Origin of the sequence: Paenibacillus cremeus (genome assembly GCF_007786445.1) — a bacterium.
In the GTDB taxonomy this organism is placed as follows: Bacteria; Bacillota; Bacilli; order Paenibacillales; family NBRC-103111; genus Paenibacillus_G; species Paenibacillus_G cremeus.
The window spans coordinates 1-20,182 of sequence record NZ_VNJI01000079.1 but is presented as its reverse complement, the minus strand read 5'-3'; the positions used below and the strand labels follow the sequence as shown (position 1 = coordinate 20,182).

General features: G+C 56.1%; 15 protein-coding genes and 1 pseudogene. 1 reads left to right on the top strand and 15 read right to left on the bottom strand.

Annotated features, from left to right (window positions below; all coding sequences use genetic code 11):
- Positions 1–173 precede the first annotated feature (173 nt).
- The 6 genes from FPZ49_RS33480 to FPZ49_RS33455 all read right to left on the bottom strand — a co-directional run bounded on the left by FPZ49_RS33480 (position 174) and on the right by FPZ49_RS33455 (position 6,258).
- The gene (locus tag FPZ49_RS33480; RefSeq protein WP_144854835.1) at positions 174–893 is read right to left on the bottom strand and encodes a peptidylprolyl isomerase; all 720 of its coding nucleotides are present in this window, start codon (positions 891–893) and stop codon (positions 174–176) included.
- An 88-nt stretch (positions 894–981) separates the two neighbouring features.
- A complete protein-coding gene (locus FPZ49_RS33475) occupies positions 982–3,693 on the bottom strand; it encodes a transglycosylase domain-containing protein (RefSeq protein WP_144854833.1) in 2,712 nt (903 codons plus the stop codon).
- A gap of 142 nt (positions 3,694–3,835) precedes the next feature.
- On the bottom strand, positions 3,836–4,075 hold the full coding sequence (hfq, locus tag FPZ49_RS33470) for an RNA chaperone Hfq (RefSeq protein WP_144854831.1): 240 nt from the start codon (positions 4,073–4,075) through the stop codon (positions 3,836–3,838).
- Positions 4,076–4,097: 22 nt separating this feature from the next.
- Complete coding sequence (gene miaA, locus FPZ49_RS33465) at positions 4,098–5,063, bottom strand: tRNA (adenosine(37)-N6)-dimethylallyltransferase MiaA (RefSeq protein ID WP_144854829.1); 966 nt, start codon at positions 5,061–5,063, stop codon at positions 4,098–4,100.
- Positions 5,057–5,830, bottom strand: coding sequence for a class I SAM-dependent methyltransferase (locus tag FPZ49_RS33460; RefSeq protein ID WP_144854827.1), 774 nt, complete (start codon positions 5,828–5,830; stop codon positions 5,057–5,059). Before FPZ49_RS33460 ends, miaA begins: the two co-directional genes overlap by 7 nt.
- A 128-nt stretch (positions 5,831–5,958) precedes the next feature.
- Positions 5,959–6,258, bottom strand: a complete 300-nt coding sequence (locus FPZ49_RS33455) for a hypothetical protein (protein WP_144854825.1) — start codon at positions 6,256–6,258, stop codon at positions 5,959–5,961.
- 168 nt (positions 6,259–6,426) lie between these two features.
- Here FPZ49_RS33455 and FPZ49_RS33450 point away from each other — a divergent pair, with 168 nt between their 5' ends.
- On the top strand, positions 6,427–7,785 hold the full coding sequence (locus FPZ49_RS33450) for a glycosyltransferase family 2 protein (protein WP_144854823.1): 1,359 nt from the start codon (positions 6,427–6,429) through the stop codon (positions 7,783–7,785).
- Positions 7,786–7,846: 61 nt separating this feature from the next.
- Here FPZ49_RS33450 and mutL read toward each other — a convergent pair whose 3' ends face one another.
- The 9 genes and pseudogenes from mutL to FPZ49_RS33405 all read right to left on the bottom strand — a co-directional run.
- Positions 7,847–9,763 carry a DNA mismatch repair endonuclease MutL gene (mutL, locus tag FPZ49_RS33445; protein WP_144854821.1) on the bottom strand — a complete coding sequence of 639 codons (1,917 nt, stop codon included), beginning with the start codon at positions 9,761–9,763 and terminating at the stop codon, positions 7,847–7,849.
- Between the two features lie 24 nt (positions 9,764–9,787).
- Complete coding sequence (locus FPZ49_RS33440; protein WP_144854819.1) at positions 9,788–11,254, bottom strand: S41 family peptidase; 1,467 nt, start codon at positions 11,252–11,254, stop codon at positions 9,788–9,790.
- 43 nt (positions 11,255–11,297) lie between these two features.
- Positions 11,298–14,000, bottom strand: a complete 2,703-nt coding sequence (mutS, locus tag FPZ49_RS33435) for a DNA mismatch repair protein MutS (RefSeq protein WP_144854817.1) — start codon at positions 13,998–14,000, stop codon at positions 11,298–11,300.
- Positions 14,001–14,265: 265 nt separating this feature from the next.
- Complete coding sequence (locus tag FPZ49_RS33430; protein WP_144854816.1) at positions 14,266–15,816, bottom strand: putative amidoligase domain-containing protein; 1,551 nt, start codon at positions 15,814–15,816, stop codon at positions 14,266–14,268.
- Positions 15,817–15,927: 111 nt separating this feature from the next.
- Positions 15,928–16,494: an outer spore coat protein CotE gene (locus FPZ49_RS33425; protein ID WP_144854814.1), complete on the bottom strand. Its 567-nt coding sequence runs from the start codon at positions 16,492–16,494 to the stop codon at positions 15,928–15,930.
- A 126-nt stretch (positions 16,495–16,620) separates the two neighbouring features.
- Positions 16,621–17,577 carry an aromatic acid exporter family protein gene (locus FPZ49_RS33420; protein WP_144854812.1) on the bottom strand — a complete coding sequence of 319 codons (957 nt, stop codon included), beginning with the start codon at positions 17,575–17,577 and terminating at the stop codon, positions 16,621–16,623.
- A 151-nt stretch (positions 17,578–17,728) separates the two neighbouring features.
- On the bottom strand, positions 17,729–18,577 hold the full coding sequence (locus FPZ49_RS33415; RefSeq protein WP_144854810.1) for an ABC transporter permease: 849 nt from the start codon (positions 18,575–18,577) through the stop codon (positions 17,729–17,731).
- A complete protein-coding gene (locus tag FPZ49_RS33410) occupies positions 18,578–19,357 on the bottom strand; it encodes an ABC transporter ATP-binding protein (RefSeq protein ID WP_144854808.1) in 780 nt (259 codons plus the stop codon).
- A gap of 118 nt (positions 19,358–19,475) precedes the next feature.
- Positions 19,476–20,069, bottom strand: a pseudogene (locus tag FPZ49_RS33405) (ABC transporter substrate-binding protein); the annotation flags it as partial.
- Positions 20,070–20,182: the final 113 nt, after the last annotated feature.

Genomic DNA, 20,182 nt, shown 5'->3' with positions numbered 1-20,182 from the left:
AGACACCCTGCCAGTCCCTCTCCATATGAAGATTGGACCTCTACTTCGGCTACGGCACTTTAAAGGGTAAAGTTACCGAGTGGATTTGAACCACCTAGACTGTGCGACTGCGAGGCGCACCAAAAAAACAGCGCGGTTTCCCACGCTGTTTCGCCCCACTGGAGCCAGCTTGCTTATTTCTCGGAAATGGCTACCGAATTGATTGTCACTTTCTCGGTCGGGAGGCTTGGCGTTGGCTCATTGCCTTGTTTCACCGGTGTAGCAGCGATCTTAGAAACCACATCCATACCTTCCGTTACTTTACCGAAAATCGTGTAGTTCGGCATTTTGTTCAAGTTTTTGCTATCCTCGCCGGTGCAGATGAAAAACTGGCTGCCGTTCGTATTCGGGCCCGAGTTTGCCATCGCTACGATGCCCGGCTCGTATTTGTAAGACGTTTTCTCGTCCTCGAACTTATAGCCCGGTCCACCTGTGCCGTTGCCTTGCGGATCGCCGGTTTGAATCATAAACGACTGAATGATCCGGTGGAACGTCACGTTATTGTAAAAGCCTTCCTTGGACAGGAACACAAAATTGTTGACCGTTTTTGGTGCATCCTTAGCATACAGCTCAATCGTGAACGTCCCTTTGGAGGTCGTTACCGTCGCTTTGTACGACTTGTTCGGATCGATGGTCATTTGCGGTGGCGAAGACCATGTTTTTTTCGTTGCTTGCCCTGTTCCTGCATTGGTTTGGCCTGTGGTTTGGCCTGCCGGCTGGCTAGTGTTCTGTGGTGCCGCCTGCTGTCCTGATGGGGCTGGCGTTTGCTTCGTTCCACAGCCTGTCAGCAAAGAAGCGAACAGCGCCGCTGCAGCCAGCCATCCTGCTGATTTCGTCAAAACTGATGCGTTCATTAGTTCCTCTTCAACTCCGTCTAGTTCTAGGATTCGGGGACCGTCCCCTGTGAGCCTATTATACTACGGCTTTCCAATAAAATGAAAATCATCGGTTCCCGGTCGCCGGTAGAGTCGCCCCCGCATTCGGCGTTGGTGTCGGCGTGCTGGCCGCGCCACCGGCGCCTGGCGTAGCTGCACCGCCGGACGTCACCGGCTTGGTGACGGGCGTTGATGCGCCGCCAGCCCCTGCGCCTTGCCCCGGCGCGCTCGTACCGGCACCGGTGCCCGCAGCGCCGCCGGCACCGGCGCCATTGCCGGCGCCTGGTGCACCCGGCGTACCGGTGCCGGGGCTCACGCCGCCCGTGCCGCCTTGGCCGGGCTGGCTCGTGCCGCCGGTGCCTGCGCCCGGCTTACCGCCGCCTCCCGGCTGCTGCGTGCCGGTGCCCGGCTGGCCTTGCCCCGGCTGCGTGCCTACGCCGCCCGTGCCGCCTTGGCCGGGCTGCTGGCCTGGCAGCATCCCTGAGCCCGGCTGCTGACCTGCCCCCGTGCCCGGTGTCGGCGACACATTCGTATCCGCCGGTACCGTGACGGAGACGACATTGGAACGCGCACCGGTCATGTTGCTGTCGGTATTGACCGGCACGACGACATAAGAATACGTATCCGGCTGAATTGCGGAAATATCGTTTACTTCCGTCATCGCGGTCGTCAGCAGCGGCTCCGTAGGGAAGTCCTGCGACTTGCTGTCCTTGCGGAACAGCTGATACGTGATGTTATCGCCCAGCTTCGTCCAAGTCAGCTTCACGGCTTTTCGGTCCTTGATGTACTCCGCCTTCAAGTCGTCTACGCTCTTCGGTGGAGCGCCGAGCTCTGGCACATCCTGAGGCTTCACGAAGGCCGTCATCGGACGCTTCGCCAGCGATTTTTGCATGACCTCTTTGAAAATGACCGCCGCACTGCCGCTGCTCATGGAAACATAATGCTTGCTGTCCGTTTTATCAAAGCCCATCCAAACCGCAGCGGTCCATTCCGGCGTATAGCCGACGAACCAGAGGTCGCGGTTGTACTTTTCCAGCCCCTTGATGTCCAGCTGGGTCGATCCTGTCTTACCCGCTACCGGACGCTCGAATTTGGCGGCCGTCCCCGTGCCCCCAGGCTCAATGACGCCCTGAAGGAGCTGGGTCATATACCAGGCGGTCTTCGTACTCATGACCTGCTTGCTGCTGCCTTTGAAGGTAGCTTTCACGGCGCCGTCTGTATCTTCGATTTTGACGATCGCATGGGCTTGATTCAAGCTCCCGTTATTGGCAAACGCACTGTAGGCCTGCGCCATCTGCAGTGTCGTCACCCCGTTCGTCAGACCGCCCAGCGCTATCGCCAGGTTGTTGTCCTTCTTATCCAGCTGAATGCCGAGGTTGTTCACGAACTGCGTGCCTTTGCTGACACCGATCTCCTTCAAAAGAGCGACGGCCGGCGCATTGATCGACTTTTTCACCGCTTCGAACATGCTCACTTGCCCTCGGTACACTCCGTCATAGTTTCGAGGCGAATAGCCGCCCTCGTAAGTGACCTGCTCATCCTGCAGCATGCTGTACGGGTTGTACTTGCCCGTCTCGATCGCCGGCGCATAAGCTACAATCGGCTTAAACGAGGAGCCCGGCTGCCTAGGCTGCTGTACGGCCCGGTTCAACCCGCGGATGACATAGTCTCGGCCGCCGATCATCGCCACGATACCGCCGTCTTTGTTGTTCAGGATGACCATGCTGCTCTGCATTTTCTGCTCCGGCCCATCCTTCTGGAACAGCTTGTCGTTCTTATACGTCGTCTCCATATTCTTTTGCGCATCCGGGTCGAGCGAGGTGTAGATTTTGTACCCGCTGCGCAGCACATCGTCTTCTTCAAGATTGTACTTCTCCTGTGCTTCGCGAAGCACATAGTCGATATACGTCTGATACTGATCGTTACCGGTCGCCTTGGAAGGCTGATAATCCACGTCGGCGGCCGCTGCGCGTTCCGCTTCGGTAATGTAGCCCTGATCGGACATCAGCTTAAGCACCACTGCCCGTCGTTCCTTCGACTTCTCCGGATTCGAGATCGGATTGTATACGCTCGGCGCCTTCGGAATCGCTGCCAAGGTAGCCATTTGCCACAGCTCCAGCTTTTTCAGGTCGGAGACGCCAAAATACTTTTTCGACGCTGCTTTAATCCCATAAGCCCGATTCCCGAAAAAGATCCGGTTCAAATACATCTCGATAATCTTATCTTTGCTGTAATTTTGCTCCAGCGCCACAGCGATGGACATCTCCGTCGCTTTACGGAAGAACGTCTTATCCGCAGACAAGAAGACGTTTTTGGCCAACTGCTGCGTGATCGTACTGCCGCCTTCCACCATGCTTCGGGCCACGACATCCTTCACCAGTGCCCGGCCGATGCCGAGGAAATCGACGCCGCCATGCTCGTTAAAGCGTTTGTCCTCTGTCGCGATGAAGGCCTGGCGCAGCCGGTCCGGAATTTCCGACGCATCGACGATTTCGCGGTTTTCCGCTGCCAGTGTGGCTACTTCCTTCCCATTCACATCATAAATGAGTGAAGCTTCATCCAAATTGAGCTTATCGATATTTTGCGTTAGAATGCGGCTGCCGTTAATAATGATGAAAATATAAACGCCCATTGCACAGATTGCCGCAATCGCCGCCGCAACCAGCGTCCATGCCAACACTCGGCCTGCAGTGATTTTCTTCTTCTTGCCTTTTCCTGATGCCGGTTTCTTCCCCTTCGGTGACGACTTTCCCGGCGTTGTCTTATTTGAATCCGCCATTGTCCCCACTCCCTCTCTAAACAAAGAACAACCCTGTAAAACGGGTTGCCCTTTTGGTATGGTATTCATTTAGACGAAGCGATGGTATGAAAAGTTTCTCAATACCTGCTAAGAACCGCAGCCCAAAAAGGGAACGCCGCGATTACTCTGCGTTTTCCTGCGGTTGCATCAGCGAAACCGCACGCTGTGGCGTGAAGGTCGAGATGGCATGCTTGTACACCATCTGCTGACGGCCCTCGCTGTCAATGATGATCGTAAAGTTATCGAATGCGCGAATGATTCCGCGGATTTGAAACCCATTGGTCAGATAAACGGTGACCGGTATACTGTCCTTGCGAAGCTGGTTCAAAAATGTGTCCTGAATATTGATCGATTTGTTCATCAATGGGCCCCCTCAAAAATAGTTAACGGTCGAGATGAAGCTTTCGTGCTATTATATCACGAATTTCCGAAAGTTGGGTAGAAATATTTGGCAGTTCAGTTACATCGATCCACTCGATGTCTTTCATATGACGGAACCAAGAGAGCTGGCGCTTGGCGTAATGGCGGGTATCCTTCTTCAGCAGTTCGACCGCTTCCTCGAGCGAATATTTGCCCTCCAGATAGTCCACGATCTCCTTATACCCTAACCCTTGCATCGAGATCATATCGCGGGTACAGCCGGCGGCGAGCAGTCGCTCCACTTCCTCCACCAAGCCTTCTTCCAGCATTTGATCAATTCGCTCTTCAATACGTTTATATAGTAAAGCGCGGTCCATTGTCAACCCGACTATACATAATTCGTAAGGGGTTTGTTTTTTTTGTACCTTGAGCTGATCGGACATCCGTTCGCCGGTCACATGAAAAATTTCTAGCGCACGAATGACCCTACGCACGTCGTTGGGATGCAGCCGATCCGCCGATTCCGGATCCACTTCACGAAGCCGCGCATGCAGCGCTTCCGCTCCCTGCGTATCCGCATACTGCTGCTGGGCCGCACGAAACGCTTCGTCCGAGCCGTTCTCGCTGAATTGAAACTGATAGCAAACGGATTCCACATACAACCCCGTTCCGCCCACGATAAACGGGAGCTTCCCCCGGGATGCGATCTCTTCAATATGCGCCGTACAGCGCTCCTGAAATTCAGCCACGGAGAAGGGGTACTCGGGATCGTGGATATCAATCATATGATGCGGCACTCTGCTGCGTTCCTCCGGCGTCGCCTTAGCGGTGCCGATGTCCATCCCTCGGTACACCTGCATCGAGTCACCGGAAATAATCTCCGCATTCCACTCCTCAGCAAGCGCGAGGCTCAGGTTCGTCTTGCCGACGGCGGTCGGTCCGACCAGCACCAGCAGCCGAGTCCGGCCGCTTCCCGTCTCTGTCAGCATCGTATCACTCCGTAAGCAATTTTTGTCGATGAACGACGGACTACTTCAAAGCCCAATCGCTCGAATTCTTGGCTGTCGCGATGCTCCTTGAGCACTACCGCCCTGCGGGCTGCGCGGCGCGCTTCCACGATGGCTTCCGCGGTTAACGGCCGGTCATCGGCAATACCGCGGATCGCTTTAATCGAGGCGGATTCCGTGATCGGCTTGCGGAACATCGGGTCGAAATAAACGACATCGACGCTGTGATCCGGCAAGCTCCGCAGGTAATCCAGATGGTCCTCGCTGCGCACTTCAATCCGGCGCATCGCCGCATTCAAGCCAGGCACGTCCGAATCGTAGGCCTGCAGCCCTTGCTGCAGCAAAAAGCATGGGATTCGCGCGGTCTCTAACGCCGTTACGCCGCCGCTCTCACCCACCGCAAACGAAAACACAATGGCATCCGAGCCCAGTCCCGCCGTGCAGTCGACGATGCGATCGCCAGGACGCACATCGGCCAACGATAATAGCGTATCAGGCTCCCCGTTTAGCAGCCGCTTGATGCGGACCGCCGCCGTGCTGGGATGGAAAAAAAGCGGCTGCCGCAGCGCATGATGATACTCAATCCGCTCCTTGGATACGAGCAGGATGTCCTCATCCCCGAAGCGCTCACGCAGCTGCGCAAGCGTCATCCGCCGGCGCTGCAAGAGGCGTCCTCCGAGCCGCTCAGCGAGCTGCCGGGCCTCCTCCAGTTGAATGCTCCCCGGGTCATAGGAGGTCGTTACGAACAAACTGCATCACCTGTGTCCTCATTGGATTTGTAAGAATAGCTTCATGGTATGAAAAATGGTCTGAAGAATGGTCATGCAGTCCCATCATATTTTATCAAATGTTTGCCATCCATCGCAAATGCGCTCCGTTAGGTGTATTCGACAATCACATTATATTGTATGGTTGCGTCGGTCCGCTTGTCGAAATTGCGCGAGCGAAAGCCGAAGGTTACGTCAATTCGGAACGAAGTAGGCGAAAGGATCACATGCTTCACTTGAATCTGTGAACGGAAAAACATCCCCTCCACATCGGTAAAGCCGTAGTCGATCCCGGAGAGCGAAGCGGAAATTTGTTTGATTTGATGCGGATATAAATTGTAGGTTTTCGACAGCGTTTTACCGGCGTATTGATTGGAAAATTGGATTTGATCCGTAAACATGCTCAGCATCTGTATCACCCCCTACAATCTATGTGACATTTGCCTAATAGTTCCAATGATTGTGGGAGGGGCTGCCAGCTGATTCCCAACCCTTTATTTGCTGGTTGAAGCCAAGCTGAACACCCGCTTTAATAGAATTATGTCATGCTGTAGTTAAAACGAGAGGTGATCGCAGCGATGCCGTTAAAAGCCGAGTTTTCACCTCCTCCGATACCGGCAAGAAAGCTGTTTCCCAAACGATATCTTCGCGTGGTCTGGAAATTTTGGATCGGACATGCCATCGCTTTGGGCTGGCTCATCTTTTCGATTTTTCTGTCGATCCATTGGGTTCAAGATTTGAGCCGAATTACAGGCATGCCCCTAGCACTGCTGATTATTGTGGGCTTGGCCTATATTCCGGGGTATTTGAATGCATTTTTGGTCGCCAGCCTGGTGCTGGATCGCCAGCCTCGACTAGCAATGGACGACCCGACCGAGCCAATAACGATTCTCATTGCGGCACGGAATGAAGAAGCGAATATTCAGGAAACACTAAACTATATAACTAATCAAAATTACAGCGGACCGATCCGCGTCATCGTAATCGATAATGGATCAACAGATCGGACGTCCGAGATTGCCGCCTCGATTGGAGCGGAGCTGGGGCTGGATATGGAAGTATTAAGCGAGCCCCGGCCAGGGAAGCACTTTGCGCTCAATACCGGGCTGGCGCATGTCGACACCCCTAGCACTATCACCTTGGACGCGGATACGCTGCTCCATCCATCCGCCATCCGCTTTCTGGTTGCACGCCTGATGAATTCTCCAGCCAATGTCTGCGCTGTAGCAGGGTCTGTGCTTGTGAGAAACAGCCGGGTCTCGTTTTGGACGCGCCTGCAGGAATGGGATTACTTCCTCGGGATTGCCTCCATCAAGCGGCTGCAAGGCTTATATCAGGGGACGCTAGTCGCGCAAGGCGCTTTCAGTTTGTATCGAACCCGTTCGTTAAAAGCGATCGGCGGCTGGCCGGACGTCATTGGCGAGGATATCGTGCTCACGTGGCTGTTCTTGCAGAGGGGCTGGCGCGTCTACTATGAGCCGCTGGCCGTCTCGTTCACGAGTGTTCCTGATCAGTTACGGCACTTTGTTCGTCAACGCAACCGGTGGGCCCGGGGCATGATCGAGGGGCTAAAAAATGTGAAGCCGTGGCAGCAGCCGCGCATTTTTACGATGTTTTTGACCGGGGTCAATCTGGTCATGCCTTTTTTGGATTTGGTTTACACGTTCTTTTGGCTCCCGGGTCTAGTGCTGGCGCTGTTCGGTATTTACTGGATTGTAGGGCCGCTAACGCTGCTCGTCATTCCATTGACGTTGGTAAGCAACGCGTTGTTGTATCTTTTCCAACGGCGCTATGTGTTCCGCACATTGGATTTGCGAGTGCGGCGCAATTGGCGCGGATTTTTCTCTTACGTGCTGCTCAATCAAATGGTCATGTCGCCGGTATCCGTTTGGGGGTATTTGCAGGAGATTTTGAATTTGAGGCGGGTATGGAAATAAAATGACAAAGGGAAGGCTTGCTGATCTGATCATCAGCTCGCCTTCCCTTTGTCGCGTTGCGTTACATCACGCGTTTAAACATTTTTTCCAGCTCGTAGGTGGAGAAGCTTACGACGATTGGCCGTCCATGTGGACAGGTGTACGGATTGCGGCAGGCTGCCAGCCGATCCAGCAGCACTTCGATCTCCAAGGTGCCGATGCTTTGGTTCGCTTTAATCGACGCTTTGCAGGAGCACATAATCGCTGCTTTCTCCCGCAGCTTGGCGATATCCACCTGCTTCTTCTCGCTTAGCAGCCACTCGATCATCTCCTCGACCAAGGCCTGCTCCTCGCCCTTGGGCAGCCAGTGCGGGTACGCACGGACCAAGTAGGAGCTTCCGCCGAACGCCTCCAAATAGACGCCCGCCTGCTCCAGCTGCGGCAGCTTGTCGGCCAGCTTGGCCGCGTCTATAGCCGTGAACTCTAGCGTAATCGGGACCAGCAGTTCTTGACTCGCTTCGGCTGGCTTGCCGAACTGGTCGTAGTAATGCTCATAATTGATCCGCTCATGCGCCGCGTGCTGATCGATCAGGAACAAGCCCTCTTCGTTCTGCGCGACGATGTAGGTGCCATGCATCTGCCCGATCGGGTGCAGCTTCGGGAAAGCGGGCAGCGCGGGGGCCGCCTCGGCCGCCGGCGGCGTCAGCGAGCGCAGCAGCGCCTCGGAGGCGGCTGCTGCGTCGCGCGGCGAAGGTGCGGTCGGCGCAGGCTCGCGGCGCGGGCTGGCCGACGCCGAGCTGCCGCTGCCGGCGTAGGCGTCACGGCGCGCCGAGCCGCTGGCCGCGTAGCCGCCGCTCGCGGCGGCGTCGGCCGGGCGTGCGGGCGGCGGCGCAGCCTCGGCGCTGGCGCGCTCCGACGGCGCCGCCTGCGGCCGGTACAGCGCGAGCTGCTCTTGCACGACGGCTTCGCGCGGCCGCTTCTCCTGCGGCAAGCCCGCCGCAGGAATGAGCCGCTGAGCGCCCAGTAAGGCACGTACCTCGTGCTCGATAAACTGGATCAGCTCCGGCTCCTTGCTGAAGCGAACCTCCAGCTTGGCGGGGTGTACGTTCACGTCGATCAGCGTAGGATCCATCTGAATGTGCAGCGCTGCCAGCGGGAACCGATTAATCGGCAGCAGGGTATGGAAGCCCTGCAGCAGGGCATGGACGACGGCAAAATTACGCACATACCGACCGTTAATGACCGTAGTGATGCCGTTTCGGTTCGCCCGCGTCAGCTCCGGCTTTGCGATATAGCCTTCCAGCTTATAGTCGAGCGTTTCTCCGCGGATCGGCAGCATGCTTTTGGCCGCCGCAGTCCCGTAGATTCCCGCTACCACTTGAAGCAGGTCGCCGTTCCCAAGCGTTTGGATGAGCGTCTGCCCGTTATGCTTGAGTGTAAATGCTATCCCCGGGTGTGAGAGCGCGAGCCGGTAAATATAATCGGTCACGTGCCCGAGCTCGGTTTGGATCGTCTTCATATACTTCAGCCGTGCCGGCGTGTTGTAGAACAGCTCGCGGACTGCAAGGTCCGTACCTCTAGGCGAAGCGGCCTCGAGCTTGGCCTTCACGTTTCCGCCCTCGATGACCAGCTTCGTGCCGAGTCCACTCGCATCCGGCGACGTTAAGCACTCCACTTTGGCCACCGCCCCGATACTGGGCAGCGCCTCTCCGCGGAAGCCTAGTGTGCGGATGGAGAACAGATCCTGCGTGCTGGCGATCTTACTGGTCGCATGCCGGAAAAACGCCTTCTCGACATCGTCTGCATCCATGCCAGAGCCGTTGTCCGACACGCGAATCAGCTGCAGCCCGCCCTCTTCAATCGCAATGTCGATCCTGGAGCTGCCGGCGTCGACGGCGTTTTCCACAAGCTCCTTGACCACGGAGGAAGGCCGCTCCACCACCTCGCCCGCAGCGATCTGGTTGGCGATATGCTCATCTAAAATATTGATTTTCCCCATCGTCCAGGCTCCTTAGCTTACAGCTTATTGCTTCTGGCTATGCAGCACCAGCTTCTTGCCGTCATCCGACCAGCTCAGCTGCGGTGCGGTTGGGGTGAACTTGGTCATATCCACATAGCTGGTTCCGTCTTTCAAAATAAAATCGCTGGTCGAAGGCGTATATGCTACCGATCCGCTGTTCGTAGTGAATTGAATCGAATGCGTCGGCTCGTTCCAGGTGACGGTCTCATCGGTCATAGCAGCGAGCACGCGGGAAGGCACATAGCTTTTGCCTTCTTGGCGCACGATGTCGAACGTATTCTGCACAGGCACGTTCGCGATGGACACATTTTTCTTCTCGAGCGTCACGTCCATATCCTGCATACCGGCTGTGCGGAGCGCCGTAATCATTTGGGGTACTTCGCCTTCCACCTTGATGTCCGGCTCAATGCCGACATGATTCACTTTGCGAAGCTTCGGAGTCAAGTACTCCTCAATCGTCACCTTCAAGGCGCCGCCCGCTTGCAATGGAACAACCGTTTGTACGCTGCCTTTACCGAAGGTTTTCGTTCCGATGACCTTCGTAATTACGCCGTAATCCTGCAGGGCCCCGGTCGTTACCTCGGAGGCGCTGGCGCTGTTCTCGTTGACGAGGAAATAAACCTGGAACGGCTGCGTGGTCCCGCCTGTGAATTTCACTGGATCATCGACGTTGTCCCGATCGCGAGTATGGATCAGCACACCCTCTTTAACGAACAGCTTCACCAGCTGCAGCGCAGTGTCCAAGTAGCCGCCGCCATTGTCGCGGAGGTCAACGATCAGGCTTTTCATGTCATTCTTCTTCAGCTCAGCCAGCTGCTTGGTTGCCAGCTCGTCCGCATCACTGGAGAAGCTGGTGATTTGCAGATAGCCGATGCCAGGGCTAAAATATTTGCTGATGACGGTTGGAATCTGCACCTTTTGACGCTTGAGGGTTACCGGTTTAACTGTCCCTTCATGCGACACATCGAGCGTTACGGAAGTTCCTTCCGGGCCCATCACTTTGGCGATAATGTCGGCCAGCTTCAGCCCTGCGACGCTCTCGCCTTGCACAGCCACAACCACATCGCCGGCCTGAATTCCAGCGCCCTTGGCCGAAGAGCCATCAAATACTTCCTTCACGAGCATGCCGCTTGGGTCCTCTTCGGCACGTACGCCGATCCCCACATACGTATTTTCCACGGCATTCGTAAACGAGTTTAAATCCTCCGGGGTAAAGTAGTTCGTGTATGGATCATTCAGCGAATCCAGCATTTCTTTAATCGATTTGCCTGCCAGCTTGTCAGCCGAAGGCGCGCTTACATGGTTTTCCAGCAGCAGCTCCATCACTTCCTTCGTGCGAGCCGCATCTTTATCGGCCGTGCTTGCTGCGTCCGCTGCCCAAACGGGTGCAGCCGCAGGAATAATTAGAGACAGGCTGAGTGCAAATGTTGCTGTTTGTTTCCAAAAACGGCGGGGACGTAATTTTTTCATAAATGAGTGCCTCTTCTCTAATGGTTTCTATGTTTCTATGTTTCTATGATTTAGAAGCAATATGCTGCTTTAACTCGTGTAAAAAGTTCATCGCAGCCATCGGCGTCATATTCATCAGATCGGCCGAACGCAGCTGCTCGATGACCTTCTCAGCTTTTGCGTCCTTCTTAGGTGCCGACGGCTTCTCCGCAGCTTGCTCGGCCACGGTGAATAGACTTAGCTGTTCGATCTGATAGGAAGCGCTAGGGGCTGGGTCCGGCTGGGGTGCAGGTACTGGTGCCGTATCCTCCTGCTCCGTTGCTGTCGTCGCTGCGGCCTCTTGACCGCTTTTCAGCAGCTCTGTCCGCGCTTCAAACCCGTGAAGCAACGCATAGGAGCGCTCGATGATTCCGGAAGGCAGTCCCGCAATTTGCGCGCAGTAGATGCCGTAGCTGGTGCTCGCCGCTCCGCGAATCAGCCGCCTCAGGAAGGTGACCTGCTGGCCGCTCTCCTTGACCGCCATGCAGTAGTTGCGCAAATCCCGCAAGCTCTCCTCCAAGTGCGCCAGCTCGTGAAAATGCGTGGACACCAGCGTTTTGCAGCCTATCGTGTCATGCAAATACTCGATGACCGCTTGGGCGATCGCCATGCCTTCACCGGTCGAGGTGCCGCGGCCCAGCTCGTCAATGATGACCAAGCTCTGGGCGGTCGCTTTTTCCGTCATGATCTGGATGTCCATCATCTCGACCATGAACGTGCTCTGCCCGCCGATCAAGTCGTCCGCCGCCCCGATCCGGGTGAAAATCCGGTCGATAATCGGCATCTTCGCCTGCCGAGCCGGGACAAAGCAGCCGATCTGCGCCATCAGGCAAATGATGGCGACCTGCCGCATGTACGTGCTCTTCCCTGCCATGTTCGGTCCGGTGATCAGCAGCATGCTGCCGGTCTCCTTCGAGAGCGACGTCTCGTTGGCGATGAAGACGCCGTCCTCGAGCACCGCCTCCACGACCGGATGACGTCCTTCCTCAATCTGCAGCTCGAAAAATTCGCCGACCTCCGGCTTCGTGAACCGATTCGACGCACTGACATGCGCCAGAGATTGGTACACATCCGCCGTGGCGATCAGCTCCGCCAGCTGCTGCAATCGGGAGATATGCCCGGCCAGCCTGTCTCGCAGCTCCACGAACAGCTCATGCTCCAAGCCGACCATGCTCTCCTCCGCATCGAGGATGAGCGCCTCCTTCTCCTTCAGCTGCGGCGTCACGAACCGCTCCGCATTCGCCAGCGTCTGCTTGCGCTCATAGCGCCCTTCCTCCAGCTGATTCAAGTTCGACTTCGTGACTTCGATGTAATAGCCGAACACTTTGTTGAAGCCGATCTTGAGCGACTTGATGCCGGTGCGCTCGCGCTCCTGCCGCTCCAGCTCGGCGAGCCACATCTTGCCGTTCGTGCTCGCCTCGCGCAGCTGGTCCAGGCGGGCGCTGAGGCCCGCCCGGATCATGCCCCCGTCCCGGATCGAGACGGGGGGTTCATCCACGATGGCGTCCGCGATCGCCATCATCAGATCCTGGCACGGATCGATCCGTGCCGCAAGCTTGGCCAGCGTGGCGGAGCCGCTGGTCTGGCAAAGCTGCTGCAGCAGGGGAACCTGCTGCAGCGAGGCCTTCAGCGCGACCAAGTCGCGCGCGTTGGCGCTGCCGTAGGCGATGCGCGCCGTGAGGCGCTCGAGGTCGTAGACCTCCTTGAGCGACGTGCGCAGGTCGTCGCGGACGATCAGCTGGTGGTACAGCCGCTCCACCGCTTCCAGCCTATCGCTGATGTGCGAGGCGCTCATCAGCGGCTTCTCGATCCAACGGCGCAAAAGCCGCCCGCCCATCGCAGTGACGGTCTTATCCAGCAGCCAGAGCAGCGTGCCTTTCTTCGACCGGTCCCGCACCGTTTCGACCAGCTCCAGGTTGCGGCGGGTGAACGGGTCCATAACCATGTACTGGCTCGGCTCGTAGACCCGGATATGCTTGATGTGCGATAAAGATCGCTTCTGGGTGTCCATCAGATAGCCCATCAGTAAGGATAGCGTTTCGCGTCCGCCCTCCGGCAGCGCGGCCAGCTGGGCGTCTGAGAACTGCCCTTCCGGGGCGAGAACTGAGCCCGGCGCGATGGTTCGGCTCTCCCGCTCGGTCATCACCGCTGAGCGCAGCCATGCGGCCGACCCACCGCGAATTTGCTCGAGCAGCGCCGGGCTGCCCAGCAGCTCCGACGGGCTGTAGACGTTGAGCTCGTCCAGCAGGAGCTCGAACGAGCCGTCCAACCGGGTGACGTACAGCTCGCCCGTGGAAATATCGCAAGCGGCGAAGCCATAGCCACCGCCGGACAACACCACCGCAGCAATGTAGTTATTGCTGGTCTCGCTGAGCGAGCGGGCATCCATGACCGTTCCCGGGGTGACGATCCGAACGACTTCTCGCCGGACGACGCCCTTGGCTTCGGACGGATCCTCCACCTGCTCGCAAATCGCCACTTTATAGCCCTTCTCTACCAAACGGGCGACATAGTTTTCGGCTGAATGATGAGGAACGCCGCACATGGGAATGCGCTCGTCCATGCCGCCTTCTCTGCCGGTGAGCGTAATTTCCAATTCCCTAGCAGCCAGCACCGCATCGTCAAAAAACATTTCGTAAAAATCGCCTAACCGGAAAAACAAAAACGCGTCCTGCACCTCCGCCTTGATGGCAAGGTACTGCTCGATCATCGGCGTATATTTGGCCATGCTTTCAATCCTCCAACTGCATTCATTTCCTCAGCCCGATCCTATCATTCTATCGAATGGAACCGTTACAAGTTTACTAGTTTCGTGAGCGCAAAAAGCCGAGGGCACTTCCTCCCCCCGCGTGCTATGTACTCAACCGGATGCCTGCTGTACCGCTGGTCCTACCGCTACAGCAGGCGTAGTGCAATTATATCACGATTTCATAGAGAACACCCAATGTTTATATTGTCAGCAAACCGCAGGTGCCGTCGAATCCCCCATCAGATTAGGAGAAAGGGGGAATTTTCCACTTGGGCCGAATATCCTCCAGCTCTTTCCAGGTTTGCATCTGCAGCATCAGTCGCCGCAGCGGCAGCAAGTAGGCTTCCTGCTGGGCAAAGCCGGGCAGACGCTCTACGTCGCGCCATAGCTGAAGCATCAGAGGCCGAATGCGCAGCTTGTCGCCCTGGTAATACGCACGGGCCACCTCAACATCCGCCAGCGGCCGGAGATTGAGCTGCCGATAATGCTCGGCCGCCAGCTTGGCAAGCGCGAGGACGCCCTTGGCAACCGTCGGCGACACCATCCAGCTTGGCAGCACGCGGTACTCGAAGCCGCCATGGCGCTGCCGGCGAAAATCGCCGAGAAAGCCGTATCGCGGCTTGCGCAGGCCGGTCGACTCATCCTCGAGCAGCGTCAGCGGCAGCGCGAGGTAGTTGTCAAACACGCGCAGCAGCCGGCTGTTCAGCTCCACTCCGCTGAAATGGATGTGACCGCCAAGCGGAAACCCCCGCACCGGCATCCCTCCGGCCACCCAGCGCAGCTCCGGGTCCCCGATCTGCTTGGCTGCAATTTGCATCGTTCGATGCAGGTTGACGACGAGCTCGCGGACATCGGTGCTGGGCTTCGGTCGAAGCTCGGCCAGCGGATAAATTTTGCGCCGGCTCTCGAGGACGATCGCATCGCAGCCGAACGGCCCTTCCTTTTCCGCATAATTGGAAGCAAACTTCACCTTGCCTTGGCTTGTCAGGAGCAGAAACTCCGGGTCTGCGCCCAGCATGACCGGCCCGCCGGCTGAATCCCTTTCCGACGATACCGTGTCATCGAGACGGTTCATCGCCTCCGCGAACAGCTCCGCGAGCCGCTCTGTCAGCTGAGGCACCGGCTCGACACTGCGAACAATCACGCTGCCGCCGGCGCGAATTCCAATCCGGACGACGCCGTAGTCAAGCCCCAGCGCATAGATCGCCTTGATCGCTTCCCGAATCGCGCGGCCGGCGTAGTAGTTCGGGTCGTCCGTCCCGACCTCCTCGAACCCTTCCGTAAGGTCCCCCGGAACTCGTACTCCGCTAGGGGAACGCCTGCCGTAAAACACCCCGTTCGCCGCCCGGTGAAACAGCGTCAGCGCCTGCAAGTGGAAGACGGGAACCACATATTCCTGGGCCCACCGCCGATCCATTTCCCTCCCGGCGCCGGATACATACGCTCCTCGCTCGGGTACCGGGGGTTCCCCACTCTGCTTTCTTCGCACCGATACCTCTGCACTTAGGGCTGCACCCACACCCACTGAAACGGAAGCCACTTCGTTCTCCAGCTCGCACTCCAGCCCATGCAGCCTCAGCACTTCCGCCGCACGCTCCCGGTGCTGCGCGAGCAGAATACTGCGGATCGGCTGCAGCACCTCGGCATGCCCCCGATCGGGATGGTACGCACCCCAATGGATGATCGTACAGTTCTTCTCCCTGCTTTCGGGCACCGAGGTGCCATGAGGGAACAGTAACAGCGAGAGCAGCGGCTCCATCGCCGGCTCGCCTGAATGAAGCAGGAACGCGCGCATACTAAACTCCTCCTCTCGCCCATTTTTGACAGGACAACTTCATAAAACAAAAAAGAGGGCTGACGCCCTCTATCTAAATCTACCCGCCCGACATATACTGAAAGCAAGAAATCAGTTCAATTCCTCGTCAAGCAGATCCGGATCGAGATCTTCGTAGTCGCCGTCGTCGGCGCTATCGAAGTCTACATGTTTGTCGTCGTAATCATCGCAGCCGTTAGGGCATACCACCACGCATACCTTCGTTTCTGCGATCATTTCCACCTTGAACTCGCGTTCTACACGGATGACTACGCTATCTCCGCGCGAGGAGATGCTGGCTTCCACGCAGTTCGGTTCTTGAGTGGCGACACCCGAGACTTCGGCCGTAGCCGGCTTATGTTTCTTATCGAGGAAATGCAGTGGCACTACCTCCACATAAGAAATGGTTTCTTTCGCGACATCGGTTTTGGTATTTCGGTCGTAGGAATACCAGATGTTGATGTCGTAAGTACCCACTACTTCCACGTTATCTCCCGACTTCACCGCTTCATATTGGTTGTTGATAATCCAAGCACCCAAAATACTCGTCGGAGAGTGAGGCGGAGTTACCGTGTTGGTTACTTGCGAAAATTTGCGACCTTTACCGCAAACAGCTTTCGTATAGATCTCTCTGCACTGCAAATCTTTATCTAACGACATCCTTTTAACCTCCTCCATACAATCATTCATTACATTTGTATGCAGGACATTCGTCTAGTGTGATAACTTTTTTATTATATTTTAGGCTGCAAAACAAGATTGCCAGAATCAAGCCCGCAAGCCCGATTAAGAGCGCTCCGCCAAGGGGCGTTTTTCTCGTTCGGCTATCGTTAAGTATGTTTTCAGCTCTACCATCAGCTGCAGCAGTGCCGCACGCACTTCAAATTCCTCGCGGCTGGCTGGCAGCGCCATCGCCCTAAAGCCCTGCTCCAGCTCCGTCAGCAGGCTTGCACTGCGGCCCGTGTAATGCTCGATTTTCACATCGACGCTCATTTCGTCAAAAACCGTCGCCAGTCGCTCCCCATGCGGCAAGGTTTGATACACCTGGGCGACCAGCTGCACCATGCGCTCGATCCGCTCAAGCTGCTGCCTGCGCATAAAGAAGTACAAGCCCCATAGCGCCTCTTGGCTTCTCAGCGTGTTCTCGCTCAGACGCTTTGCCGAAGCCTCCGCCTGGTCCAGCAGATCCTCGACATCCAGCAGCTCCTGCCCGCTCCAAACGTGATCGGTATACCGCAAATGCTGGGCGATCTCCTTAAAAATACGCGAGTACAGCTCCTCCAGCCGATGGCGGAAATTCAGCAGCTGCTTATCCTCTTTGGGCATATACAGCACATTAATCAGCGTGGCCGTACCAAGACCGGTCAAGAGCAGCGCCAGCTCATTGAGGAGCAGCAGTGCATCGGGCTTCCCCGCGGCGTACACGTGGAACATCACGACGGAGCTGGTAACAATGCCTTCCTTTAATTGCAGCCGATTCAGCACCGGATATAAGATCAGGATGTACAGGCCGATTACCCACAGCTGGTAGCCCAGTGCCCAAAACAGCGCAACCGCGACCAGCAGGCCTACCAGTGAAGCGACGATGCGTTGAAAAGACGTTTGCAGCCCCCTTTTCTTCGTCACATCGATGCCCAGAATGGCCAGCAGCCCGGCGGACAGCGGCGAAGCGAGCCCGAAGGCTTGAGCTAAGCTTATTGACGTCGTAACCGCGAGTGCGGTCTTTAGGATACGAATCCCCATAGTACTACCCTCTCCAATGCCCATTCTCATGTTCCTGTACCCTCATCTTACTCATTTCTCCCTCTTTCGACAAATTCCCCCTCGTTAGACAAAAAAACACCCGAACCTTTCGGCCCGAGCTCTCCCATGTCTTCTTCATTCTATTTTCGTTTTACTCCTGCTTGCCGACCAGCTTCTGCTCCAAAAACGCCACCGCTTGATACATCATCGTCGCAGCGATTGCAATAATAAACAAGCTGCCGAGCACGAGTGTGAAGTTAAATACCTGAAAGCCATAAATAATTAAGTATCCCAGCCCCTGCTTGGAAACGAGAAATTCACCGACAATTACGCCGACCCAAGCCAGCCCTACGTTGACCTTTAATGTAGAAACGATCGTCGGATAGGACGCGGGGAGGATCGCCTTCATGAACATCGTTCGATGCGTTCCCCCAAATACGCGAATGACCTTGAGCAGGTTCGGATCTACTTCTTTGAAACTCGTATACACTACGAGAATGGTTATGATTACGGTGATCGAAAGGGTCGTTGCGATAATGGACAATTGACCGGGACCGAAGGCGACAATAAACAGCGGTCCAAGCGCTACCTTCGGCAAACTGTTCAAGACAACAATGTAAGGATCCAGCACGCGGGACAAAAACTCCGAGAACCAAATCAGCGCGGCCACCGCTGTACCTAGCAGGGTTCCGAGCAGGAAGCCGACGACCGTTTCCCACACCGTCACTTCAATATGAATCAATAAGCTTCCGTCCAGCATTTTGGTATAGAGCAGCTGAAAAATCCGTGTCGGCGAGCTGAACAGCAGCCCGTCAATCCATTTCAGCCGACTGCCTAGCTCCCATAAGGCTAAAAAAATGACCAATAGGCTGAGCTGCGTCAACCGGACGTAGAACGTCATTTTCCGCTCCCGACTCCGGTAGGCGTTAAGCGATGCGGCTGCTAGCTGCTCCCGCGAAGGGCTTGCCTGTGGTGATGAAGTTGAATTCTGCTTCTTCATTTATGGCTTCTCCTTTCCGCCCGCCGCTTCCAAATAGCCCCAGAGCTGATGGAACAGCTCATGAAAGCCCTGCTGCTCTCTGGCTCTCAGCGGCAGTGTTTCCCGGATCGGCTCGGGGACCGATACCTCGGTCAAGATGCGGCCGGGATTCGGCTGCATCATAATGACGCGGTCGCTCATGGCGATCGCCTCTGAAATGTCGTGCGTGACGAGCACGGCGGTTTTCCCGCGGGCACGCAGCGTCTCCACGACCAAATCCTCCAGCTGCAGCTTCGTCTGGTAATCAAGCGCCGAGAACGGCTCGTCAAGCAGCAGCAGCTCCGGCTCCGTCGCGAGCGTCCGCACCAGCGCCACCCGCTGACGCATGCCGCCCGACAGCTGGCTAGGGTAGCGATCGGCATGTGCTGCGAGTCCCATCTCATCCAGCAGCTCCAAGACGAGCTGTTTGCTGTCGTCATTCCGACGCCCCATCAGCTCCAGTCCGATGGAGGCATTCTCCAAAATGGTGCGCCATGGAAACAAATAATCCTGCTGCAGCATATAGCCTACGCTCGGCGTCGGCTTCGCGATCGTTTCACCCAGCACCGTTACCGTCCCCGCCGAAGGCGTCAGCAGTCCGCTGATCAGCGACAGCAGTGTCGTTTTGCCGCAGCCGCTGGGGCCGATCAAGGATACAAACTCTCCTTTTTCCACACTCAGCTGAATGTTGTGCAGCGCCACATCCGCGCCTTTTCGATTGACGTAAACGTGCGAAACATGGTCCAGTTGTAACACGTTCATCTTTCTTCACCTCTTCCATGCAAAAAAGCCAGACGCAGGGCTCCGTTTGCAACGGTCACATCCGAAAATCCCGATGTCCGTTGTCAACCATTCCAGCCGACAGCGCCCAGCTTTATGTTTATTTCACGTTTTGCTTCGCTTTCTCCGCAAAGGTGTTGTTGACCAGCTTCTTGTAATCCGCCCGCTGCTTAAGCTCGCCGGCTGCCTGCATGACATCCTGCAGGTTGTTCCATTCCTGTTCGTCAACGATTCCATCCGTTGCGAAGGAGCCTTGATCCTTATAGCGCTTCACCACGCTGCGAATAATGTCTTTATCTGTATCTTGGAAGAACGATGATATGGCATCCGTAATTTCGTCTACACTGCTCTTTTGCACCCAGTTCTGGGCTTTTTGTACCGCATTGGCGAATTTCTGAACCGTATCGGGGTTCTTCGTAATGAAGCTCTGCTTCGTCATGAATACGGTGTAAGGAAGCTTGCCGCTCTCTACGCCGAAGGAGGCGATGACATAGCCTTTGCCCTGCTTTTCGATAATGGCCGCTTGCGGCTCAAACAGCTGTACATATTCGCCTGTGCCGGAGGCAAACGCAGAAGGAATATTGGCAAAATCGATGTTTTGGATCAGATTCAAATCCTTTTGCGGATCGATGCCGTGCTTCTTCAGCGTAAACTCGCCGGCCATCTGCGGCATGCCGCCTTTTCGTTGGCCTAAGTGTTTGTTGGTGATACCTATATAAGCGATAAAAAAATGCAGTCCCTTATGTGTGGGAGCTGCATTTTTATTTGGTATTAAATATATGTATCTTTAAGTGTTCATTTAGCCAT

Excerpts from the sequence above, each read along its gene's own strand:
- FPZ49_RS33480 (WP_144854835.1), bottom strand. The coding sequence starts at position 893 with ATGAACGCATCAGTTTTGACGAAATCAGCAGGATGGCTGGCTGCAGCG.
- FPZ49_RS33475 (WP_144854833.1), bottom strand. The coding sequence starts at position 3,693 with ATGGCGGATTCAAATAAGACAACGCCGGGAAAGTCGTCACCGAAGGGG.
- hfq (WP_144854831.1), bottom strand. The coding sequence starts at position 4,075 with ATGAACAAATCGATCAATATTCAGGACACATTTTTGAACCAGCTTCGC.
- miaA (WP_144854829.1), bottom strand. The coding sequence starts at position 5,063 with ATGCTGACAGAGACGGGAAGCGGCCGGACTCGGCTGCTGGTGCTGGTC.
- FPZ49_RS33455 (WP_144854825.1), bottom strand. The coding sequence starts at position 6,258 with ATGCTGAGCATGTTTACGGATCAAATCCAATTTTCCAATCAATACGCC.
- FPZ49_RS33450 (WP_144854823.1), top strand. The coding sequence starts at position 6,427 with ATGCCGTTAAAAGCCGAGTTTTCACCTCCTCCGATACCGGCAAGAAAG.
- mutL (WP_144854821.1), bottom strand. The coding sequence starts at position 9,763 with ATGGGGAAAATCAATATTTTAGATGAGCATATCGCCAACCAGATCGCT.
- FPZ49_RS33440 (WP_144854819.1), bottom strand. The coding sequence starts at position 11,254 with ATGAAAAAATTACGTCCCCGCCGTTTTTGGAAACAAACAGCAACATTT.
- mutS (WP_144854817.1), bottom strand. The coding sequence starts at position 14,000 with ATGGCCAAATATACGCCGATGATCGAGCAGTACCTTGCCATCAAGGCG.
- FPZ49_RS33430 (WP_144854816.1), bottom strand. The coding sequence starts at position 15,816 with ATGCGCGCGTTCCTGCTTCATTCAGGCGAGCCGGCGATGGAGCCGCTG.
- FPZ49_RS33425 (WP_144854814.1), bottom strand. The coding sequence starts at position 16,494 with ATGTCGTTAGATAAAGATTTGCAGTGCAGAGAGATCTATACGAAAGCT.
- FPZ49_RS33420 (WP_144854812.1), bottom strand. The coding sequence starts at position 17,577 with ATGGGGATTCGTATCCTAAAGACCGCACTCGCGGTTACGACGTCAATA.
- FPZ49_RS33415 (WP_144854810.1), bottom strand. The coding sequence starts at position 18,577 with ATGAAGAAGCAGAATTCAACTTCATCACCACAGGCAAGCCCTTCGCGG.
- FPZ49_RS33410 (WP_144854808.1), bottom strand. The coding sequence starts at position 19,357 with ATGAACGTGTTACAACTGGACCATGTTTCGCACGTTTACGTCAATCGA.